This is a genomic window from Bradyrhizobium sp. USDA 3650 (genome assembly GCF_054057395.1).
The window spans coordinates 4,797,770-4,817,765 of record NZ_JBSRZG010000001.1; the positions used below are offsets into that span (position 1 = coordinate 4,797,770).

A 19,996-nucleotide genomic window follows, 5' to 3' on the forward strand; every position below is an offset into this window, starting at 1 on the left:
CCGGGCGACCTGTCTGCATGCTCGCTGTGTCCAAGCCCGGGCAAGAGGCTTCACTCCACCTTGCGAATGCGTTCGATCAGCGCGGCCGCGACCGGATCTTGCCCGGCCTTGGCGTAGATCGCGACCATCGCGTCCTCGAACGGCTTGCGGTCGATATCCCTGACGATGGTGACGCCCGCTTCTTCCGCCTTGCGCTGCGACTGCTCCTCGAGGTCGCGCCATTTCTCGCGCATGAACCGGCTGGAGCGCTGCGCGGCTTCCCTGAAGATGGTCTGGTCGTCGACCGAGAGGCTTTTCCAGGCCTTCAGCGAGATCACCAGCACTTCGGGGCTCATCGTGTGCTCGGTGAGGGCGAGATAGCCGGCATGCTTGTAATGGTCCGTCGTCACGTAGGAGGGCCAGTTGTTCTCGGCGCCGTCGATCAGATGGTTGGCAAGCCCGGCAAGCACCTGCCCATAGGGCATCTCGACCGGCTCCGCGCCGAGCGCGCGGATCATCTGGCTCATCAACTCCGACTGCTGCACCCGGATCCGCAATCCCTTGAGGTCCGCGACACTCCGCACAGGCCGGGCGCCGTTGTAGATCGACCGCGCGCCGGAATCGTAGAAGGCGAGGCCAACGAAGCCATAGGGCTCGAAGCTCCCGAGAATCTCGACGCCGATCGGCCCGTCCAGCACCTTCTGCATGTGCTCGATGGACCGGAACAGGAACGGCATCGCCAGCACGTTCATCGCCGGGACGAAGTTGCCGATCAGCGCCACATTGGTCCGGTTGAGATCGATCGCGCCGACCCGGGTCTGCTCGATGGTCTCCTTCTCCTCGCCGAGCTGGCGGGAGTGGAACACCTTGACCTCGTGCCGGCCGCCGCTGCGCTCGGCGATCAGGGCGCCCATGTAGCGCAGCTCCTGCACGGTCGGATAATCCTCGGTCTGGGTGTCGGCGGCGCGGAATTCCCGCGCAGCGGCTCCCGTCGCGCAGATGGCGATCAGAAGCGCGACGAAAACCACCCCGGTCCGCGAGCGTTCGGCACGGTTCAATACTGGCACACTCAACCCCTCAGTGGTGGAGTCTATGGCGGGAGCAAAAGGTTCAATGCAATCTAGCAGATGGTCGGGGGAAGGCCATCCCGCCCGGGGCTTCGGCGTGATTGTGCGGCGCGGCCGGGGCTCATTCCCGGTTGAAACCGCAAATGCCGCGCCTTAAGCAGGGACCATCGCCGTCGTCGCGCGATACGGAAAGAGCCATCGTGATTTCAGCATTGCGCTTCTTGCAGCTCGTTGCCGCCCTTGCGGCCCTCTCCTTGGCCGCGCCGGTGCGGGCCGCGACCGACATCGCCTGGTGGCACGCCATGTCCGGCGAGCTCGGCCGACAGCTCGAGAAGCTCGCCTCCGACTTCAACGCCTCGCAGCCGGATTATCGCGTCGTGCCGACTTACAAGGGCAGTTACACCGAGACGGTGACGGCCGCGATCTTCGCCTTCCGCTCGCGCAGCCAGCCCGCGATCGTCCAGGTCAACGAGGTCGCCACCGCCACCATGACCGCGGCCAAGGGCGCGATCTATCCCGTGTTCAGCCTGATGCGGGACATGAACGAGCCGTTCTCGCTCAATGATTACCTTCCGGCGGTCTCCGGCTACTACACCGATGCGGCCGGCAATCTCTTGTCCTTCCCGTTCAATTCGTCGACGCCGATCCTCTATTACAACAAGACCATGTTCCGCGACGCAGGGCTCGATCCGGAGGCGCCGCCGAAGACCTGGCCGGAGCTCGGTGCTGCCGCAAAGCGCCTGCGCGATCGCGGCGCGGCGTGCGGCTTCACCACGTCCTGGCCGTCCTGGATCCATGTCGAGAATTTCTCCGCCTTTCATAATCTGCCGCTGGCGACGCGCACCAACGGCTTTGCCGCGCTCGATGCGGAGTTGACCATCAACAATCCGTCTCTCGTGCGTCACGTCGCCGAGCTCAGCGAGTGGCAGAAGACCAAACTGTTCGACTATAGCGGCCGCGGCCAGTCGGCCGAGCCGCGCTTTCAGAACGGCGAATGCGGCATCTTCATCGGCTCCTCGGCGACGCGCGCCGACATCAAGGCGAATTCGAAGTTCGAGATCGGCTACGGCATGATGCCGTATTGGCCCGACGTGAAGGGTGCGCCGCAGAACTCGATCATCGGCGGCGCCACGCTGTGGGTGCTGCGCGACCGGCCGCGCGAGGAATACAAGGGTGTGGCGCGATTCTTCGCCTATCTGTCGCAGCCCGGCGTGCAGGCTGCCTGGCACCAGAACACCGGCTATCTGCCTGTGACCCGCGCTGCTTTCGAGCTGACCCGCGCGCAAGGTTTTTACGAGCGCAATCCGGGCTCGGCGATGTCGTTCGAAGAGATCACGCTGCATCCGCCGACGGAGAATTCCAAGGGCATCCGGCTCGGCTCCTTCGTGCTGATCCGCGGCGCGATCGAGGACGAGCTGGAGCAGGCCTTTGCCGGCCGCAAGAGCGCGCAAGCCGCGCTCGATGCCGCGGTCGAGCGCGGCAACAAGATCCTGCGCCAGTTCGAACGCGCCAGCCCGGATAGGTAGAGCGCGCCGAGCGCACGCCTCGTCCTTCGAGACGACCGCTGGCGCGGTCTCCTCAGGAAGAGGCTAAGCGGCATCGGTGCCCGCCAAAATTGTTGTCGCGCACTCCGTCCTCATCCTGAGGAGCCCGCCAAAGCGGGCGTCTCGAAGGATGGGCCGCGGGGAAACTACTCTTGAAATGCATTAGGTTACGATGTCGATGTCACTCCCCCACTTTATCGACGCGGAAAGCTTTCGCGCCTTTCGCGCCGACCCATCGCGCTGGCTGCCGATCGCCATCGACATCGCCCGCAGCCACGATCTCGACGTCAGCGCGCCGCACGTGTTTGCCACCGGCACCAATCTTGTGGTCGGGCTTGGCGATAGGCTGATCCTGAAAATCTTCCCTCCGCTGCTCCGCGCGCAATTCGTCTCCGAGCGCGGTTCGCTGACCCAGCTTGCCGGCCGCCTCCATTTGCCGATCCCCGAGATCGTCGCGGAAGGCGAGCGCGACGGCTGGCCGTATCTCGTCATCACACGCCTTGCCGGCACGCTCGGCTCGGAGGTCTGGCCGCACTTGGCGGAAGCGCAGAAGGAACGCGTGCTGCGCCAGATCGGCGAGACCATCGCCGCCGTGCAGCGCGCCCCGCTCGGCCCGCTCGCGCAGATCGAGCCGCGCTGGGGAGACTTCATGCGCGCCCAGATGCAGGCGTGCCGCGCGCGGCACACGCGGCTCGGCCTTGCGCCGAAATTCCTCGCCGGCCTCGACGACATCCTGCGTGATGCGGCCGCGCTCATTCCGATGGATGCGCCGGTGATCCTGATCGGCGAATACATTCCGGAGAACTTCCTGCTCGCCTGCCATGGCGATCAATGGTCGCTCGCCGGCCTGTTCGACTTCGGCGACGTGCTGGCGGGATGGCGCGACTACGATCTGCTCGGCCCCAGCGCCTTCATGGCAGCGGGCCGGCCCGGTCGCGTGCGCAACCTGCTCGAAGGTTTTGGCTATGCGAAGCCGGACTACGCGCTCAAGCGCCGCCTGATGGCACTGATGCTGCTGCATCGCGCCAGCGACCTCAACAGCCACATCTGCATCGAGGGTTGGCAGGACAAGGCCGGCGATCTGGTCGAACTTCAGGACCTGATCTGGCCGGGGTGATCGCCGGCGATCCCCCGCCGTCGTCCTGGACAAGCGCAGCGCGATTCAGGACCCATTACCCGAGGGAGGTGTTTTGCGAAGACTCGTGGTTGCCAGCTTCGCGCCGCAACTTTTCCCTGGGGTAATGGGTCCTGGCTTTCGCCAGGACGACGGCGGTTCAATAAGCCGCCTGCCAACAAGCGAGACTTCATTCAGCTCATTTTATGAGCAAATGCGCATCTTTGTATGCAATGCCCCAAGACTTGGCGTTTGATCGACGGCGCGACCGATGGCTGTTTCCCTTAAGCATTTCAGAGGCTTATTCCGGTTTAAACTCTCATTAAGCCTTGGCACGAACCTTGCGAATCCAGTTCCAACCAGAAAACTTTGTGTTGGAGCCATTTCATGAAGCGCCGCGATTTCCTCAAGTCCGTTTCCGGATTGGCCGCAGGCGCGGCGCTTCCGGCCATGCCGTCCGTGGTCTCGTCCGCCTATGCCGATGCGCGCTCGGAGACGCTGCTGATCGTCTCGGAAGGCGGCCCCAATAATCTCGACATCCACGGCGTCGGCACCAACGTGCCCGGCTACGAGGTGTCCTGGAATTGCTACGACCGCCTGCTCAGCCACGAGATGAAGACCGGCCCCGGCGGCGTGCCCTATTACGACCGCGACAAGTTCAAGGGCGAGCTCGCCGAGGAGTTCAAGATCGACGACATGTCGGTCACCTTCAAGCTGAAGAAGAACGCCAAATTCCACGACGGCGCGCCTGTCACCGCCAAGGACGTGAAGTGGTCGCTCGACCGCGCCGTCAGCGTCGGCGGCTTCCCCACTTTCCAGATGAGCGCGGGCTCGCTGACGAAGCCTGAGCAGTTCGTCGTGATCGACGACTACACGGTGCGTGTCGACTTCCTGAAAAAGGACAAGCTGACGATCCCCGATCTCGCGGTGATCGTGCCCTGCATCATCAATTCCGAGCTGGTGAAGAAGAACGCCAGCGAGAAGGATCCCTGGGGTCTTGAGTACACCAAGCAGCAGACCGCGGGATCCGGCGCCTACAAGGTGACGAAGTGGACTGCCGGCACCGAAGTCGTGATGGAGCGCAACGACGATTGGGTCGGCGGCCCCTTGCCGAAGATCAAGCGCGTGATCTGGCGCATGGTGCCGCAGGCCGGCAATCGCCGCGCGCTGCTGGAGCGCGGCGACGCCGACATCTCCTACGAGCTGCCGTTCAAGGATTTCCAGGAGATGAAGGCGAGCGGCAAGCTCAACGTGGTGTCGCTGCCGTTCTCCAACGGCATCCAGTACATCGGCATGAACGTGACCAAGCCGCCGTTCGACAATCCCAAGGTGCGTCAGGCGGTCGCCTACGCGATTCCCTACCAGAAGATCATGGACGCCGTGATGTTCGGGCTGGCAAACCCGATGTTCGGCGCGGCAAAGGACAAGCCGACCGAAGTCGCCTGGCCGCAGCCGCACAAATACAACACCGACATGGACAAGGCGAAGGCGCTGCTCGCTGAAGCTGGTTATCCCAACGGCTTCGAGACCACGATCTCGTTCGACCTGAATTTCGCGGGCGTCAACGAGCCGCTCTGCGTGCTGGTGCAGGAGAGCCTCGCCCAGATCGGCATCAAGACCACCATCAACAAGGTGCCTGGCGCCAACTGGCGCACCGAGTTGAACAAGAAGGAAATGCCGCTGTTCACCAACGTGTTCTCGGGCTGGCTCGATTACCCTGAATACTTCTTCTACTGGTGCTATCACGGCAACAATTCCGTCTTCAACACCATGAGCTACAAGTCGGCGGAGATGGACAAGCTGATCGACGGCGCACGCGCAGCCGCCGCGACTGGCGACACCGCGACCTACGACGCCGACGTGAAGGGCTTCGTCGACCTCGCCTACAGCGACATCCCGCGCATCCCGCTGTACCAGCCCTTCGTCAACGTCGCGATGCAGAAGAACATCAGCGGCTACCAATACTGGTTCCATCGGAGGCTGGATTATCGCGCGATGGCGAAGGGGTGAGGGGGCATGGCGGGCGAGATGGTCGCGTCGTCGACTCTCTTTCTGAGTGAGGCGGCCACCGCTCTCTCATTCCCTCTCCCCTTGTGGGAGAGGGGCAGGGTGAGGGGTAGCCACGAACTCCGACCTCGCTTGGGGCTACCCCTCACCCCAACCCTCTCCCACAAGGGGAGAGGGGGCGCAGCGGAGCAGGTGGCGCGAACCCGCCCACAAACGCAGAGCAGCAGGAGAGCGCTCTAATGCTGACCATGATCGGCAAGCGCCTGATGTTCGCGATTCCCTCGCTGATCGGGGTCGTCATCGTCACCTTCCTGCTGACCCGCGCGCTGCCGGGTGATCCCGCGGCGTATTTCGCCGGACCCGCCGCAACGAAGGAGGCCGTCGAGCAGATCCGGAAAAAACTTGGCCTCGACAAGCCGCTGATCGAGCAGTTCTTCCGCTACACCAACGATCTCGCCCATGGCGATTTCGGCAATTCGCTCACGACGGGCCAGCCGGTCGCAGCCGAGATCCGCAACCGCCTGCCGGCCTCCGCCGAGTTGACGCTGCTCGGTCTCATCGTCTCGGTCGTGATCGCCATCCCTCTCGGCGTGCTGGCGGCGACGCGGCCGGGCTCGTGGGTCGATCATCTCTGTCGTGTGACGACGACCGCCGGCGTCTCGTTGCCGGTGTTCTTCACCGGCCTGGTGCTGGTCTATGTGTTCTATTTCCGGCTCGGCTGGTCGCCCGCGCCGCTCGGCCGGCTCGACGTGTTCTACAGCGCGCCGCCGACGGTCACAGGCTTCTATCTGATCGACACCCTGATCGCGCGCGACTTCGAGGCGTTCCGTTCGGCATGCAGCCAGCTGATCCTGCCGGCGACGACGCTTGCGATCTTCTCGCTGGCGCCGATCGCGCGCATGACGCGTGCCTCGATGCTGGCGGTGCTGTCGTCGGAATTCGTTCGCACCGCGCGCGCCAGCGGCCTGTCCCCGGCAACCGTCATCGTCACCTACGCCTTCCGCAACGCGATGCTCCCCGTCATCACCACGTTGAGCATGGTGTTCTCCTTCCTGCTCGGCGCCAACGTGCTGGTGGAAAAAGTGTTCGCCTGGCCCGGCATCGGCTCCTATGCGGTCGAAGCGCTGATCTCGTCGGACTTCGCGCCGGTGCAGGGTTTCGTGCTGACCATGGCGGTGATGTACGTGCTGCTCAATCTCGTGATCGACATTTTGTACGGCGTGATCGATCCGCGCGTCAGGCTGGAGGGCTAATCATGAGCACCGTTGCGCCTGCTGTTGAACCTGTCGGTCCCGCGCGGACCTCAGGGTTCGTCGCGCTGCTCGACCAGACCCGCTACGTGCTCGGCGAGAACAAGGTCACCGGCTTTGCCTTCGCGCTGCTGATCGTGATCCTCCTTGCCGCGATCTTCGGCCCCTATGTGGTGCCGTATGACCCCCTGGCGTCCGACACCGCGGCGTCGCTGAAGCCACCCTCGGCCGCGCACTGGTTCGGTACCGATCAGTTGGGCCGCGACATCTTTAGCCGGGTCGTGGTGGCGACGCGGCTCGATACGTTCATCGCGGTCGCCTCCGTCGTGCTGGTGTTTTTGATGGGCGGGCTCGCCGGCATCGCGGCCGGCTATTTCGGCGGCTGGACCGATCGCATCGTCGGCCGCATCGCCGACACCATCATGGCGTTCCCGCTGTTCGTGCTCGCCATGGGCATCGTCGCCGCGTTGGGGAACACCGTGCAGAACATCATCCTGGCCACGGCAATCGTGAACTTCCCGCTCTATGCCCGCGTCGCGCGCGCCGAAGCCAACGTGCGCCGCAACGCCGGCTTCGTGCAGGCCGCGCGTCTGTCGGGCAACGGCGAATTCCGCATTCTTCTCGTGCATATCCTGCCGAACATCATGCCGATCATGATCGTGCAGATGTCGCTGACCATGGGCTACGCCATCCTCAACGCCGCCGGTCTCTCGTTCATCGGCCTCGGCGTGCGTCCGCCGACGGCGGAATGGGGCATCATGGTCGCCGAAGGCGCCGGCTTCATGGTGTCAGGCGAATGGTGGATCGCGCTATTCCCGGGCCTTGCTTTGATGATCGCCGTGTTCTGCTTCAATCTCCTCGGCGACGGCCTGCGCGACATCGTCGACCCCCAGCGGAGGACGTGATGGCGGGTTTAGGCGCAAATTTTCGCTCAAAATTCTCTAATGAAATCAATGCCGTTCTACTGTGCATGGGGTTGTTTTCGATGTTTTTGTTTGGGAGGCATTCATGACCGCCCAGCCCCTGCTCGACGTCCAGGACCTCACGGTCGAATTTACCACCCGCCGCGGCATCGTCAAAGCCGTCCAGCACGTCAACATCTCCGTCGCCAAGGGCGAGACGCTCGCCATCGTCGGCGAGTCCGGCTCCGGCAAATCGGTGACGTCGTATGCGGTGATGCGCATCCTCGATCGTGCGGGGCGGATCGCCGAAGGCTCGGTGATGTTCTCGGGCATCGACGTCAAGGCCGCGACCGAAGACCAGATGCGCGATTTGCGCGGTCGCGAAGTCTCGATGATCTTCCAGAACCCGCGCGCCGCGCTCAACCCGATCCGGAAGGTCGGCGACCAGATCGAGGACGTGCTGCGCACCCATGTCCAGCAGGCCATGGTTTCGGACCGCGGCGAAAAGGCGATCGAGGCGCTGGAGCAGGTCAAGATCGCCCGCCCGCGCGAGCGCTATCACGCATATCCGTTCGAATTGTCCGGCGGCATGTGCCAGCGCGTCGTCATCGCGCTCGCGCTCGCCTGCAATCCGCAGCTGCTGATCGCGGACGAGCCGACGACAGGATTGGACGTCACCACGCAGAAGGCGATGATGGATCTGATCGTCGAGCTGACCAAGCGCAAGGCGATGTCCACCATCCTGATCACGCATGACCTCGGCCTCGCGGCCGCCTATTGCGACCGCGTCGTCGTGATGGAGAAGGGCCGGGTGGTCGAGACCGCAAAGGCCGCCGACATCTTCGCCAACCCGCAGCACCCCTACACGAAGAAGCTGATGCGCGCGACGCCGCGGCTCGGTGTGAGCCTGCGGGATCTGTTGCCGGAGGAGGAGAGCGCAGCACTCGCCGCCACGAGCGCAGCATCCGCGGAATTGGCTCCGACCGCCGCGGCGGGCAAGACGCCCCTTCTCCTCATCGACAAGCTGGTCAAGGAATATCCCCGTCAGGGCGCCACGGCCACGCTCGGCAAATTGTTCGGCCGCAAGCCGCCGGTCGAGCCCGACGTGTTCCGCGCGGTCGACGGCATCAGCTTCTCGATCGGCCATGGCGAGAGCGTCGGCCTGGTCGGCGAGTCCGGCTGCGGCAAATCGACCACGTCTATGATGGTGATGCGGCTGCTGGACCAGACCTCGGGCCTGATCCAGTTCGACGGCGAGGACATCGGCGCCATCGCGCCCGCTGGCTTTGCCCGGCTGCCGCAGCGCAGCCGCATCCAGATGGTGTTCCAGGATCCGACCGACAGCCTCAACCCGCGCTTCACCGCCGTCCGCGCCATCGCCGATCCCATTATGCAGCTCGGTGACATCAGGGGGCGCGACGCGCTCCGCGCCCGCTGTGAGGAGCTCGCCACCATGGTGGGCCTGCCGCACAATCTGCTGGATCGCTTCCCGCACCAATTGTCGGGCGGCCAGAAGGCCCGCGTCGGCATCGCCCGCGCCATCGCCCTGCACCCGAAGCTCGTCATCCTGGACGAGCCCACCGCCGCGCTCGACGTTTCGGTCCAGGCCGTGGTCCTCAATCTGCTCCAGGACCTCAAGGCGCGGCTAGGTATGAGTTATCTGTTCGTCTCGCATGATTTGAACGTAGTGCGCTTGCTGTGTGATCGTGTCATTGTCATGCGGTCGGGTCGAATCGTCGAGGAAGGGTCTTCCGAGCGGGTCTTGAGCGATCCACAGGACGATTACACCAAGGAGCTGCTGACGGCGATCCCGCATCCGCCGCTGCAGACACTGGGCGCACACTGAGAGCTTGTTTGGGAGCGTGATGGCCGAACCGCTGGACGATTATATCGACGCTGTCACGAAAGCGTTGGCGTTGCCCGTCGAGGAAGCATGGAGGTCGTCCATTCGCGCCAATCTCGAGGTCTCGCTGTGGCTCGGCCGTCTCGTCGACGAATTCGCGCTGCCGGACGAGACCGAGCCGGCGCCCGTGTTCACGGTCTGACGCCGCCATGACGACCAAGCCAGAGATGACGGCCTCCGAGATCGCGAGCGCGGTTGCCGGCCGCAAGATGTCGGCGCTCGATGTGACCGAAGCAGCGCTTGCGCGCATCAAGCAGCACGACACCATCCTCAATGCGTTCACCGACATCACCGCCGATCGCGCCCGCGCCAAGGCGCGCGCGATCGATGCCGATATCGCTGCCGGCAAAACCGTCGGCCCATTGGCCGGCGTGCCCTTCGCGGTGAAGAATTTGTTCGACGTCGCAGGCCTCGCGACGCGGGCAGGCTCGAAGATCAACCGCGATCGCGCACCCGCCACGCGCGACGCCACGCTGATCGAGCGCATGGAAGCGGCCGGCGCCGTGCTGGTCGGTGCGCTCAACATGGGCGAATACGCCTATGATTTCACCGGGGAGAACGTCCATGACGGTCCCTCGCGCAATCCGCACGACACCACGCGGATGAGCGGCGGCTCCTCCGGCGGATCCGGCAGCGCCGTCGGCGGCGCGCTGGTGCCGATCGCGCTCGGCTCCGACACCAATGGTTCGATCCGCGTGCCGTCCTCGTTCTGCGGCATCTTCGGCCTGAAGCCGACCTATGGCCGGCTCTCGCGTGCGCGCTCTTTCCCGTTCGTCGCGAGCCTCGATCATCTCGGTCCGTTCGCGCGCTCCGTCACCGATCTCGCGCTCGCCTACGACGCGATGCAGGGACCGGATGCCGACGATGCCGCCTGCACCACCACACGTGGTCTGGAGCCGACGACGCCGCTGCTCGCCAATCCGGTTTCGGACCTGCGCATCGCGATCGCCGGCGGCTACTTCCAGCAGAATCTGTTTCCGGAAGCCGTCGAAGCCGTCGGCCGCGTCGCCAAGGCGCTGGGCGCAACGCGCGTGGTGGACGTGCCCGAAGCCGCACGCGCCCGCGCGGCGGCCTACGTCATTACCACCACCGAGGGCGCCTCGCTGCATCTCGATCGGCTGCGCAAACGCCCGAACGATTTCGATCCTGCCGTGCGTGACCGGCTGATCGCGGGCGCCATGGTGCCGGCGCCGCTGGTCGACCGCGCGCAAAAATTCCGCCGCTGGTATCGCGCGCAATTCGCGGAGATTTTCAAATCCGTCGACGTGCTGATTGCGCCCGCGACGCCATGCACCGCGCCGAAGCTCGGCCAGGTCAATTTCAACCTGGGCGGCGTCGAGCTGCCGGTGCGCGCCAATATCGGCATCCACACCCAGCCGATCTCATTCATCGGCCTGCCGGTCGTCGCCGTGCCGGTGCCGCTCGAGCCGCTGCCGATCGGCGTGCAGATCATCGCCGCACCCTGGCGCGAGGACATCGCGCTGCGCGTCGCTTACGCGTTGGAGAAGATGGGCGTCGCCGCCGCGCCCAGCCCAAAAGGATTTTGAGATGGAGATCGATCTCCCCGACGTGATCGCGGACGTCAAAGCCGCGTTCGAGCGCTATGAGCAGGCCCTGATCACCAACGACGTCGCAGTGCTCGGCGAGCTCTTCCGTAACGATCCCCGCACGCTGCGCTATGGCATCGGCGAGAATCTGTACGGCTATGAGGCGATCTCCGGCTTTCGCGCCGGGCGCTCGCCGGTCGGCCTCAACCGCCGCACCGCGAAAACCGTGATCACCAGCTATGGCCGCGACACCGCGGTCGCCTCCACCCTGTTCTATCGCGACACGATGCCGGGCAAGGTCGGCCGGCAGATGCAGACCTGGGTAAAATTCCCGGAGGGCTGGCGCGTCGTCGCCGCCCATGTCAGCATCATCGACGAGTCGAAAGAGACCTGACCGTATGACGCTTGACGATCTTCCGCCCGGAACGCTGCCGGCCGAACCGGCGGTGCCGCGTGTCGACCGGGCGTCGCCATCAGCGCACAAGGTCACGCGCGCCGAGGAGCTGCGCCTGCAGCTCGCCGACGAGATCGTGCGCGGAGCTCTGCCCCCCGGCGCACCGCTTGACGAGACCGACATCGCGCGCCGCTTCAGCGTTTCGCGCACGCCGGTGCGGGAAGCACTGCGTCAGCTCGTGGCAAGCGGCCTCGTCGAAGCGCGCGCCCATCGCGGCGCGGTGGTGGCGCAGCCCTCGTTCGAACGGCTGACGGGCATGTTCGAGGCCATGGCGGAACTCGAGGCGCTGTGCGCGGGTCTTGCCGCCGAGCGCATGTCCGCCACTGAGCGTCACGGCCTCGAAGCCATCCACGAAGAGCTGCGGGTGTTGAGCTACGCCGGCAATCCCGATCGCTTCCACGAGGTCAACGAGCGCTTCCACAATGCGATCTATGCGGGATCGCAGAACGGCTACATCGCCGAGATCACGCTGGCGACGCGCGTGCGCGTGCAGCCGTTTCGCCGCGCCCAGTTCCGCAATCTCGGTCGCCTCGCAAAATCGCAAGCCGAGCATGACCGCGTCGTCGTCGCCATCATGCGCGGCGACAAGCAGGGCGCCGCCGCCGCGATGCGCGCGCATATCGAGCTGGTGCGCGGGGAGTACGAGATCTACGCGGTGTCGGTTTAAGTAGGGTGGGTTAGCGCAGCGTAACCCACCACTGTTCGCGTCCGCACAGACAGAAGAGGTGGGTTACGCTGCGCTAACCCACCCTACGAAAGCTACGCTGTCGCGGCTTCCGCCATATACTTCCGCCACCCACCATACGCGGTGATGTCGCGAGCCTCGCTCAGCACTTCCGGCTCGACCAGAAATCCCTTCACGTTGCGGCCATCCGCCAGCCGCACGGTGCCGATCGCCATCGGCGCAGGAATCGCGTTGACGAACTTGCCGAAGGCGGACGACGACAGCGACCAGATCTCCAGCTCGATCGACGCGCCCTTGCCGGCTTCGACGCGCAGCATGCCCGGCTTCGGCGGCGTGGTCTTCAATGCGTAGAGCTTGTAGTCCGCCGCGGTCCTGGTCGCCTCGATCAGCTGACCGTTCAGCGCTTTCAGTTCGCCGTTCAGCGCCATGCCGGAGAGGTGCGCACCGACCACCGCGATCGGAATCTCATCGCTGCTATCGGCGGCAAGCGGCGCCAGCGCAGCTTGCGCCACGCCCTTTGCGCCAAGCGTCAATTTGGTATCCGCATGAAACACGCGCCCGATGCTAGCGAGCAGCGCGTCGTGACCCGTGGGCGCAAGCAGCGTGATGCCGAACGGGATGCCGTCGGCGCGCATCGCCGCCGGCAGCGCGAGACCGCAGAGGTCGAGCAGATTGACAAAATTGGTGTAGGTGCCGAGCCGGCTGTTGAGCTCGACCGGATTGGCCAGCACCTGCGCGGTCGTATAGGCCGTCGGCGCCGTCGGCAGCACCAGCGCGTCGATATTTGTGAAGGTGCGTTCGGCGATCTTGCGCAGGCCCTGCAGACGATAGAGCGCGGAGAAGGTGTCCGCCGCCGTCAGCCGCGCGCCGGCCGCGGTGATCTCGCGCGTCACCGGATGGATCGCATCCGGCGCGGACGCCAGCAGGTCGCGGATCACGAGATAGCGCTCGGTGACCCACGGTCCCTCGTAGAGCAGTCGGGCCGTCTCATAGAACGGCTCGAGGTCGAACTCGACGAGCGTTGCGCCAAGCGCGGTCCAGCGCTTCAACGCGTCGGCGTAAGCCGTTTCCGCCTTCTTGTCGCCGAAGAAGATCAGCTGTCCGCTGCGCGGCACGCCCAGGCGCAGGTTTGCCGGGAGCGGGGTGATCGCGCCAAGCGGCCGGTCGCGCGAGAACGGATCGGCCTGATCGGGACCTGCCATCACGGAGAGCGCCAGCGCAGCGTCGTCCACGGTCAGCGCGAACAGGGAGATACAGTCGAGCGTCCGGCAGGCCGGCACCAGGCCGGCGGTCGAGATCATGCCGAGGCTCGGCTTGAGACCAACGATGTTGTTGAGCATCGCCGGCACACGCCCGCTGCCGGCGGTGTCGGTGCCGAGCGACAGCGGCACGAGGCCAGCGCCAACGGCGGTGGCCGATCCCGAGCTCGATCCGCCGGGAATGAGGTCGTCGCGGATCGCGTTTCTGGGGATGCCGTAGGGCGAGCGCACGCCGACAAGGCCGGTCGCGAACTGGTCGAGATTGGTCTTGCCGATGATGATGGCGCCGGCGGCGCGCAGCCGCGCAACCGCGGTCGAATCGTGCGTCGGGATGTACGAGAAGGCCGGGCACGCCGCGGTGGTCGGAAATCCCAGCGCGTCGATATTGTCCTTCACCACCACCGGCACGCCATAGAGCGGCAGGCTGGCGGCCTCCTTGGTGGCGAGCTTCTCGGCCTCGGCGATCGCGTCCTTTTCGTCGCGCAGGCTGATGAAGACGGCGGGATCATTGTGGTCGCGGATGCGCTGATAGGTGCGCGCGACCGTCTGCGCCGGGGTGAGCGTGCCCGCGCGATGCGCGGCCACGATCGCGGCGATCGTTTCAGGCTGCTCAGCCCCCATTTCAGCCTTCATGGCGACAAATCTCCGGCTACGTCTCTTCAGCCCGATCGAAGCAAGCGATGTGCCATTGTGTACAGAATCCGGGCAGGACAAGTGCTGCGGATGTTATCGAGAGATCAGTGGCTTGGGGGATATTTCGAGCGCCGGCGGGCCTGCGCGTCAGCGCCCTGTTACGAGCATTTGCGCAAATAATAGGCAGCTCACCGGGCCCGAGCTTGCGCCCCAACAATTGTCATGGCCAACATGCCCGCCAACGCGGTCCGTGACGAGGCTGCGGCCGATCCCGGCTTCCGGGCGAGGAGGAAACCATGACAGCCGCCCGACGCGGTGATGCTTCAATCTTGTTTGCGACACCCCAAACCGTTGCCGAGCATCGCGCCGACGGCAGCATCGTGCTGCGCTCGCCCGACCCCTTGCGCGATGGCGCGCGCTGTGTCGGCGACTGGCTGGAGCAATGGGCCCGGCAAAAGCCCGACACGGTCTTCCTCGCTGAGCGTGACAGCGCCGATACGCCCTGGGCTACCATGACCTACGCGGGGGCCTTGCGGAGAGTCCGCGCGGCGGCGTCGTGGATTTTGGCGCAAGGACTCGGCGCCGAACGCCCGCTCGTGATCCTATCCGATAACAGTATCGACCATGCGCTGCTTGCACTCGCGGCCCAGCATGTCGGCGTGCCCTCGGCCGCGATCTCGCCAGCCTATTCGCTGATGTCGAAGGATTTTGACAAGCTCAGGAGCATGATCTCGTTGCTGGAGCCCGGCGCGATCTATGTCTCCGCGACCAAGCCGTTTGCGGCGGCGCTGGCCGCGATCAAGCCGCTGCATCGTGCGCAGGTCATCAGCGGCAACGCGAGCGACGCCGATGCGCTCGCCTTTCGCACCGTTGCGGCGACGCCTGAAACTGCGGACGTCGCAAGAGCCTTCGCCGCTGTCACACCGGACACCATCGCAAAATTCCTGTTCACCTCGGGCTCGACCGGCACGCCGAAAGCCGTGATCAACACCCAGCGCATGTTGACCTCCAGCCAGCAAGCGAAGGCGCAGACCTGGACCTTTCTCGAACAGGGGCGCGACGATCTCGTCATTCTCGACTGGCTGCCCTGGAGCCACACGTTCGGCGCCAACCACAATTTCAATCTCGTGCTGCGCAATGGCGGCTCGCTCTATATCGACGGCGGCAAGCCGGCGCCCGGCCTGTTTGCGACGTCGCTTGCCAATCTCAGAAGCGTGATGCCGACGGTCTACTTCAACGTGCCGCGCGGCTTCGACATGTTGATTGCGGCGCTGCGCGACGACGAGCGGCTGTGTCGCCGCTTCTTCAGCGAGGTGAAATTCGCGTTCTACGCTGGGGCTGCGCTGCCGCAGAATCTTTGGGACGCGCTGGAAGAACTTTCCGTCAAGACTGTAGGCCGCGCGATGCCGATGGTCTCGGCTTGGGGCTCGACCGAGACGTCGCCGCTGGCCACCGACTGCCATTTTCTCGCGGAACGCTCGGGCAATATCGGCGTGCCTATCCCCGGCACCGAATTGAAGCTCGTCACCTCCGGCGACAAGCTGGAGGTGCGCGTGCGCGGCCCCAACGTCACGCCGGGCTATTGGAAGGCGCCGGAGCTGACCAGGCAGGCTTTTGACGAGGAGGGCTTTTATCTCATTGGTGATGCCGTGAAGTTCGCCGATGCGAACCGGCCTGAGCGCGGCCTGTTCTTCGACGGCCGCGTTGCGGAGGACTTCAAGCTCAATTCCGGCACTTGGGTCAATGTCGGCACGCTGCGCGTCGCCGGCATCGCCGCGCTGACGCCGCTCGCGCAGGACATCGTCGTCACCGGCCATGGCGGCGACGAGGTGCGCTTCCTGGTGTTCCCGAACATCGCCGCATGCCGCGCGCATGCCGGCTTGCCCGAGACCGCGGACGTGAACGAATTGCTCGCGCATGACAAGGTCAGAGCCGCGATCGCGCAGGGTCTGGCGAAGCTCAAGCAACACGGCGCCAACTCCTCCGGCCACGCGACGCGTGCGCTGCTGCTCGCCGAGCCGCCGTCGGTGGACGGCGGCGAGATCACCGACAAGGGCTACATCAACCAGCGCGCGGTGCTGACGCGGCGTGCCGATGCACTGGCGCGGTTGGATGACGATGCGTCGGGCGAGTGGATCGGTTGCTACTGATTGCGCGCCGCTGCTCCTAACCTCTCCCCGCTTGCGGGGAGAGGTCGGAACGCCCCGGGGATGCGGAGCATCGTCCGGCGCGATCCGGGTGAGGGGGTACAGGTCTCGCGATCATCTCATCTGCGGAAACAGCCCCTCACCCCACCCTCTCCCCGTGAAGACGGGGAGAGGGAGAGAGACAGCTCGCGATACGCCAGCCGCCCTGCCGTATTATCCTGCACAATTCCTTTGTTGCCTAAGCAACTAATTTGTGCGAACCGTTCCAGACAAGGATGACGGCGGGAGGAACCGCCGCGTCGGATCGGAGGAAGCAATGCTCGGCAGAGAGGGTGCCGCGGGCGAATGCCGGCGTATGCCTGGAGATGACAGAGGTCCGCCTACCGCGCGTGCCCCGTCAGGTCTCGGTGCTGCCGGTCACCACGCCGAGATTCTCGTGCAGGCGGCGCAACAGGTCGATCAGCACCTCGCGCTCGTCCTTGTCCAGGCACGACAACAGGCGCCGTTCGCGCTCAAATGCGGCGACGATCACCTTGTCATGGATGGCGCGGCCCTTGGCGGTCAGCGAGATCGAATGGGTGCGCCCGTCGTTGGGATCGGTGCGGATCGAGATCAGCCCCCGCTTTTCCAAACCAGCCAGCGTCCGGCTCACCGGGCCCTTGTCGAAACCGATGACGTGGCAGATGCGCGAGGCGGGAATGCCGGGCTCGATCGCCAGCAGCGACATGATCCGCCATTCGGTGACGTTGACGCCGAACTGCCGCTGATAGAACGCAGTGGCGCTGTTCGAGAGCTTGTTGGCGATGAAGGTGATGAACGCCGGAACGTAGCGGTCGAGATCGAGCGTCGGTCCCGTCTCGGCGGGCGCAGGTTTTTGACGGGGTTTGGTCGAAGACGGCGGCATGTCGGGATTCTGTCTCACGGCGTGTCCGAAGACCTAAGGGTAAGCGCGGCCCTTTCACAAGATCAAAATGAGGGAGGACTTCCATGAGCACTTCCAGCTCCCCGGAAATTAGCGGTTCGTCGGCCGTCCCGCATCTCGACGTCGATCCCTTCGCGATGGATTTTTTCACCGATCCCTATCCCACGCATGAGCTGCTGCGGGAGGCGGGGCCTGTCGTCTATCTCGACAAGTGGAACGTCTATGGCGTGGCGCGCTATGCCGAGGTTCATGCCGTGCTGAATGATCCCGCGACGTTCTGCTCCAGCCGCGGCGTCGGCCTTTCCGACTTCAAGAAGGAGACGCCGTGGCGGCCGCCGAGCCTGATCCTCGAAGCCGATCCGCCCGCGCATTCGCGGACCCGCGCCGTGCTCTCAAAGGTGCTGTCGCCGACGGTGATGAAGGGGCTCCGCGACCGCTTTGCCGCGGTAGCGGAACAGCGTGTGGACGCGCTGCTGGAGAAGCGCAGCTTCGATGCCATCACGGACCTCGCTGAGGCCTATCCGCTGTCGATCTTCCCGGATGCGCTCGGGCTGAAGCCGGAGGGCCGCGAACATCTGATTCCTTATGCCAGTGTCGTGTTCAATGCTTTCGGCCCGCCGAACGAGCTGCGCCAGGAAGCGATCGCGCGTTCGGCGCCCGCACCAGGCTTACGTCACCGATCAGTGCCAGCGCGACAACCTCACGCCCGGCGGCATCGGCGCCTGTATCCACGCCCATGTCGACGAGGGCGCCATCACCGCCAGCGAAGCACCGCTGTTGGTGCGTTCGCTGCTGTCGGCGGGCCTCGACACCACCGTCAATGGCATCGGGGCGGCGGTCTACTGTCTCGCGCGCTTCCCTGAGCAGTGGCAGCGCCTGCGCAACGATGTCACGCTGGCGCGCAACGCTTTCGAGGAGGCTGTTCGTTTTGAAAGCCCGGTGCAGACCTTCTTCCGCACGACAACGCGCGAGGTCGAACTATCAGGTGCGACCATCGGTGAGGGCGAGAAGGTGTTGATGTTTCTGGCCGCTGCCAATCGCGATCCGCGGCGCTGGGACAAGCCGAACAGCTACGACATCAGCCGCCGCACCTCCGGCCATGTTGGCTATGGCTCGGGTATTCACATGTGCGTCGGCCAGCTGGTCGCGCGGCTCGAAGGCGAGACAATGCTCGCGGCGTTGGCCCGCCGGATCGCGAAAATCGAGATCACGGGCAAGCCACAGCGCCGCTTCAACAACACGCTGCGCGGGCTCGACAGCCTGCCTGTGAGCATCACGCCGGCCTGACGCTACCGGCATCGAAAACAACAAATGCGACAGGGGAGGGAACAATGAAGAACTTGAAATGGACGCTTGCGCTGGCCGCGAGCCTGATTGGCGGCGCGGCAAATGCCGAGATATCGGACAATGTCGTGCGCGTCGGCGTGCTCAACGACATCTCCGGCATTTTCCAGGACACCAACGGCATGGGCTCGGTCGAGGCCGCGCGTATGGCCGCTGAGGATTTCAACGGCGGCGGCAAAGGCATCAAGGTCGACATCGTCTATGCCGATCACCAGAACAAGGCCGACGTCGGCAACGCCATCGCGCGCAAATGGCTAGATGTCGAGGGCGTCGACGCCATCGTCGACGTGCCGAACTCGGCCGTTGGCCTCTCCATCAACACGCTGCTGCGCGACAGCCGTATGACCTTCCTGGCGTCGTCGACGGCGAGCTCCGACCTCACCGGCAAGGCTTGCTCGCCCAACACCATCCAATGGGTCAACGACGTCTGGGCGACCGGCAACACCACGGCAGCCGCGATGATGTCGCGTGGCGGTAAGGAGTGGTACTTCCTCACGGTCGATTTCGCGCTCGGCAAGGGCATCGAGGCCGAGGCCCAGAAATACATCGAGGCCCATGGCGGCAAGGTGATCGGTTCATCCAAACATCCGCTCGGTACCTCCGACTTCGCCTCGTTCCTGTTGCAGGCGCAAGGCTCGAAGGCGCAGGTGATCGGACTTGCCAATGCCGGTGGCGACACCATCAATGCCGTGAAGCAGGCCGCCGAGTTCGGCATCCAGCAGGGCGGGCAGAGGCTCGTCGCCTTCCTGCTCTTCATCAACGACGTCCATGGCATGGGCATCAAGGTCGCTCAGGGCCTCCAGCTCATGGAAGCCTTCTATTGGGACATGAACGACGACACCCGCGCCTTCGCCAAGCGCTTCGCCGCGCGGCCCGGCATGAACGGCAAGATGCCGAGCGGCAACCAGGCCGGCGTCTATGCGTCCACGCTCGCTTATCTCAACGCGGTCGCCGCGACCGGCAGCGACAATGCCAAGGACGCGGTGCCCGAGATGAAGAAGTTCAAAGGCAAGGACAAGCTGTTCGGCGACACCGCGATCCGCCAGGACGGCCGCGTCGTGCATCCGATGTATCTGTTCGAGGTGAAGAAGCCGGAGGAATCGAAATATCCGTATGACTATTACAAGCTGATTTCGACGATCTCTGCGGAGCAGGCGTTCCGCCCGCTGGCGGAAGGTGGGTGTGAGTTGGTTAAGTAGTGATGTAGCCGCGAGCGCCGCTGCACCCTCTCCCCCTGTG

Annotated in this window: 15 protein-coding genes and 1 pseudogene; 13 read left to right on the top strand and 3 right to left on the bottom strand. The window is 64.8% G+C overall.

The genetic code is table 11. From position 1 onward, the window contains the following. Nucleotides 1-50: 50 nt before the first annotated feature. Complete coding sequence (locus ACVIN2_RS22310; RefSeq protein WP_456767186.1) at nt 51-1,046, bottom strand: TRAP transporter substrate-binding protein; 996 nt, start codon at nt 1,044-1,046, stop codon at nt 51-53. Nucleotides 1,047-1,189: 143 nt separating this feature from the next. Here ACVIN2_RS22310 and ugpB point away from each other — a divergent pair, with 143 nt between their 5' ends. The 10 genes from ugpB (at nt 1,190) to ACVIN2_RS22360 (ending at nt 12,434) form a co-directional block, all read left to right on the top strand. Next, nucleotides 1,190-2,572 (top strand): sn-glycerol-3-phosphate ABC transporter substrate-binding protein UgpB, encoded by a 1,383-nt coding sequence (ugpB, locus tag ACVIN2_RS22315; RefSeq protein WP_456767187.1) that lies wholly within the window; start codon nt 1,190-1,192, stop codon nt 2,570-2,572. Nucleotides 2,573-2,762: 190 nt separating this feature from the next. After that, the gene (locus tag ACVIN2_RS22320; RefSeq protein ID WP_456767188.1) at nt 2,763-3,707 is read left to right on the top strand and encodes an aminoglycoside phosphotransferase family protein; all 945 of its coding nucleotides are present in this window, start codon (nt 2,763-2,765) and stop codon (nt 3,705-3,707) included. Nucleotides 3,708-4,091: 384 nt separating this feature from the next. Continuing rightward, nucleotides 4,092-5,714 (top strand): ABC transporter substrate-binding protein, encoded by a 1,623-nt coding sequence (locus ACVIN2_RS22325; RefSeq protein WP_456767189.1) that lies wholly within the window; start codon nt 4,092-4,094, stop codon nt 5,712-5,714. A 236-nt stretch (nt 5,715-5,950) separates the two neighbouring features. Next, nucleotides 5,951-6,964, top strand: coding sequence for an ABC transporter permease (locus ACVIN2_RS22330; protein ID WP_018456013.1), 1,014 nt, complete (start codon nt 5,951-5,953; stop codon nt 6,962-6,964). Between the two features lie 2 nt (nt 6,965-6,966). Beyond that, the gene (locus tag ACVIN2_RS22335) at nt 6,967-7,866 is read left to right on the top strand and encodes an ABC transporter permease (RefSeq protein ID WP_354127039.1); all 900 of its coding nucleotides are present in this window, start codon (nt 6,967-6,969) and stop codon (nt 7,864-7,866) included. A gap of 103 nt (nt 7,867-7,969) precedes the next feature. Then, a complete protein-coding gene (locus ACVIN2_RS22340; protein ID WP_456767190.1) occupies nt 7,970-9,709 on the top strand; it encodes a dipeptide ABC transporter ATP-binding protein in 1,740 nt (579 codons plus the stop codon). Between the two features lie 19 nt (nt 9,710-9,728). Continuing rightward, a complete protein-coding gene (locus ACVIN2_RS22345) occupies nt 9,729-9,908 on the top strand; it encodes a DUF4089 domain-containing protein (protein ID WP_456767191.1) in 180 nt (59 codons plus the stop codon). A gap of 7 nt (nt 9,909-9,915) precedes the next feature. After that, entirely contained in the window at nt 9,916-11,313 is a 1,398-nt protein-coding gene (locus ACVIN2_RS22350; RefSeq protein ID WP_456767192.1) for an AtzE family amidohydrolase, read from the top strand. A 1-nt stretch (nt 11,314) separates the two neighbouring features. Beyond that, nucleotides 11,315-11,707: an oxalurate catabolism protein HpxZ gene (gene hpxZ / locus ACVIN2_RS22355; protein ID WP_007615793.1), complete on the top strand. Its 393-nt coding sequence runs from the start codon at nt 11,315-11,317 to the stop codon at nt 11,705-11,707. A 4-nt stretch (nt 11,708-11,711) separates the two neighbouring features. Next, on the top strand, nt 11,712-12,434 hold the full coding sequence (locus ACVIN2_RS22360) for a GntR family transcriptional regulator (RefSeq protein ID WP_456767193.1): 723 nt from the start codon (nt 11,712-11,714) through the stop codon (nt 12,432-12,434). A gap of 92 nt (nt 12,435-12,526) precedes the next feature. Here ACVIN2_RS22360 and atzF read toward each other — a convergent pair whose 3' ends face one another. Next, a complete protein-coding gene (atzF, locus tag ACVIN2_RS22365) occupies nt 12,527-14,332 on the bottom strand; it encodes an allophanate hydrolase (RefSeq protein WP_456769779.1) in 1,806 nt (601 codons plus the stop codon). Nucleotides 14,333-14,640: 308 nt separating this feature from the next. Between atzF and ACVIN2_RS22370 the strand changes: the two genes are divergently transcribed. Continuing rightward, complete coding sequence (locus ACVIN2_RS22370; protein ID WP_456767194.1) at nt 14,641-16,494, top strand: feruloyl-CoA synthase; 1,854 nt, start codon at nt 14,641-14,643, stop codon at nt 16,492-16,494. 394 nt (nt 16,495-16,888) lie between these two features. Here ACVIN2_RS22370 and ACVIN2_RS22375 read toward each other — a convergent pair whose 3' ends face one another. Beyond that, nucleotides 16,889-17,395: a MarR family winged helix-turn-helix transcriptional regulator gene (locus ACVIN2_RS22375; protein ID WP_456769780.1), complete on the bottom strand. Its 507-nt coding sequence runs from the start codon at nt 17,393-17,395 to the stop codon at nt 16,889-16,891. A gap of 83 nt (nt 17,396-17,478) precedes the next feature. Here ACVIN2_RS22375 and ACVIN2_RS22380 point away from each other — a divergent pair. Further along, a pseudogene (locus tag ACVIN2_RS22380) lies at nt 17,479-18,700 on the top strand (cytochrome P450). A 44-nt stretch (nt 18,701-18,744) separates the two neighbouring features. Continuing rightward, the gene (locus ACVIN2_RS22385) at nt 18,745-19,956 is read left to right on the top strand and encodes an ABC transporter substrate-binding protein (protein ID WP_456767195.1); all 1,212 of its coding nucleotides are present in this window, start codon (nt 18,745-18,747) and stop codon (nt 19,954-19,956) included. The last annotated feature ends 40 nt before the right edge of the window (nt 19,957-19,996 follow it).

What these genes read in the sequence shown, in the direction of transcription:
- ugpB (WP_456767187.1), top strand. Translation starts at nt 1,190, where the DNA reads ATGCCGCGCCTTAAGCAGGGACCATCGCCGTCGTCGCGCGATACGGAA.
- ACVIN2_RS22320 (WP_456767188.1), top strand. Translation starts at nt 2,763, where the DNA reads ATGTCGATGTCACTCCCCCACTTTATCGACGCGGAAAGCTTTCGCGCC.
- ACVIN2_RS22325 (WP_456767189.1), top strand. Translation starts at nt 4,092, where the DNA reads ATGAAGCGCCGCGATTTCCTCAAGTCCGTTTCCGGATTGGCCGCAGGC.
- ACVIN2_RS22330 (WP_018456013.1), top strand. Translation starts at nt 5,951, where the DNA reads ATGCTGACCATGATCGGCAAGCGCCTGATGTTCGCGATTCCCTCGCTG.
- ACVIN2_RS22335 (WP_354127039.1), top strand. Translation starts at nt 6,967, where the DNA reads ATGAGCACCGTTGCGCCTGCTGTTGAACCTGTCGGTCCCGCGCGGACC.
- ACVIN2_RS22340 (WP_456767190.1), top strand. Translation starts at nt 7,970, where the DNA reads ATGACCGCCCAGCCCCTGCTCGACGTCCAGGACCTCACGGTCGAATTT.
- ACVIN2_RS22345 (WP_456767191.1), top strand. Translation starts at nt 9,729, where the DNA reads ATGGCCGAACCGCTGGACGATTATATCGACGCTGTCACGAAAGCGTTG.
- ACVIN2_RS22350 (WP_456767192.1), top strand. Translation starts at nt 9,916, where the DNA reads ATGACGACCAAGCCAGAGATGACGGCCTCCGAGATCGCGAGCGCGGTT.
- hpxZ (WP_007615793.1), top strand. Translation starts at nt 11,315, where the DNA reads ATGGAGATCGATCTCCCCGACGTGATCGCGGACGTCAAAGCCGCGTTC.
- ACVIN2_RS22360 (WP_456767193.1), top strand. Translation starts at nt 11,712, where the DNA reads ATGACGCTTGACGATCTTCCGCCCGGAACGCTGCCGGCCGAACCGGCG.
- atzF (WP_456769779.1), bottom strand. Translation starts at nt 14,332, where the DNA reads ATGGGGGCTGAGCAGCCTGAAACGATCGCCGCGATCGTGGCCGCGCAT.
- ACVIN2_RS22370 (WP_456767194.1), top strand. Translation starts at nt 14,641, where the DNA reads ATGACAGCCGCCCGACGCGGTGATGCTTCAATCTTGTTTGCGACACCC.
- ACVIN2_RS22375 (WP_456769780.1), bottom strand. Translation starts at nt 17,395, where the DNA reads ATGCCGCCGTCTTCGACCAAACCCCGTCAAAAACCTGCGCCCGCCGAG.
- ACVIN2_RS22385 (WP_456767195.1), top strand. Translation starts at nt 18,745, where the DNA reads ATGAAGAACTTGAAATGGACGCTTGCGCTGGCCGCGAGCCTGATTGGC.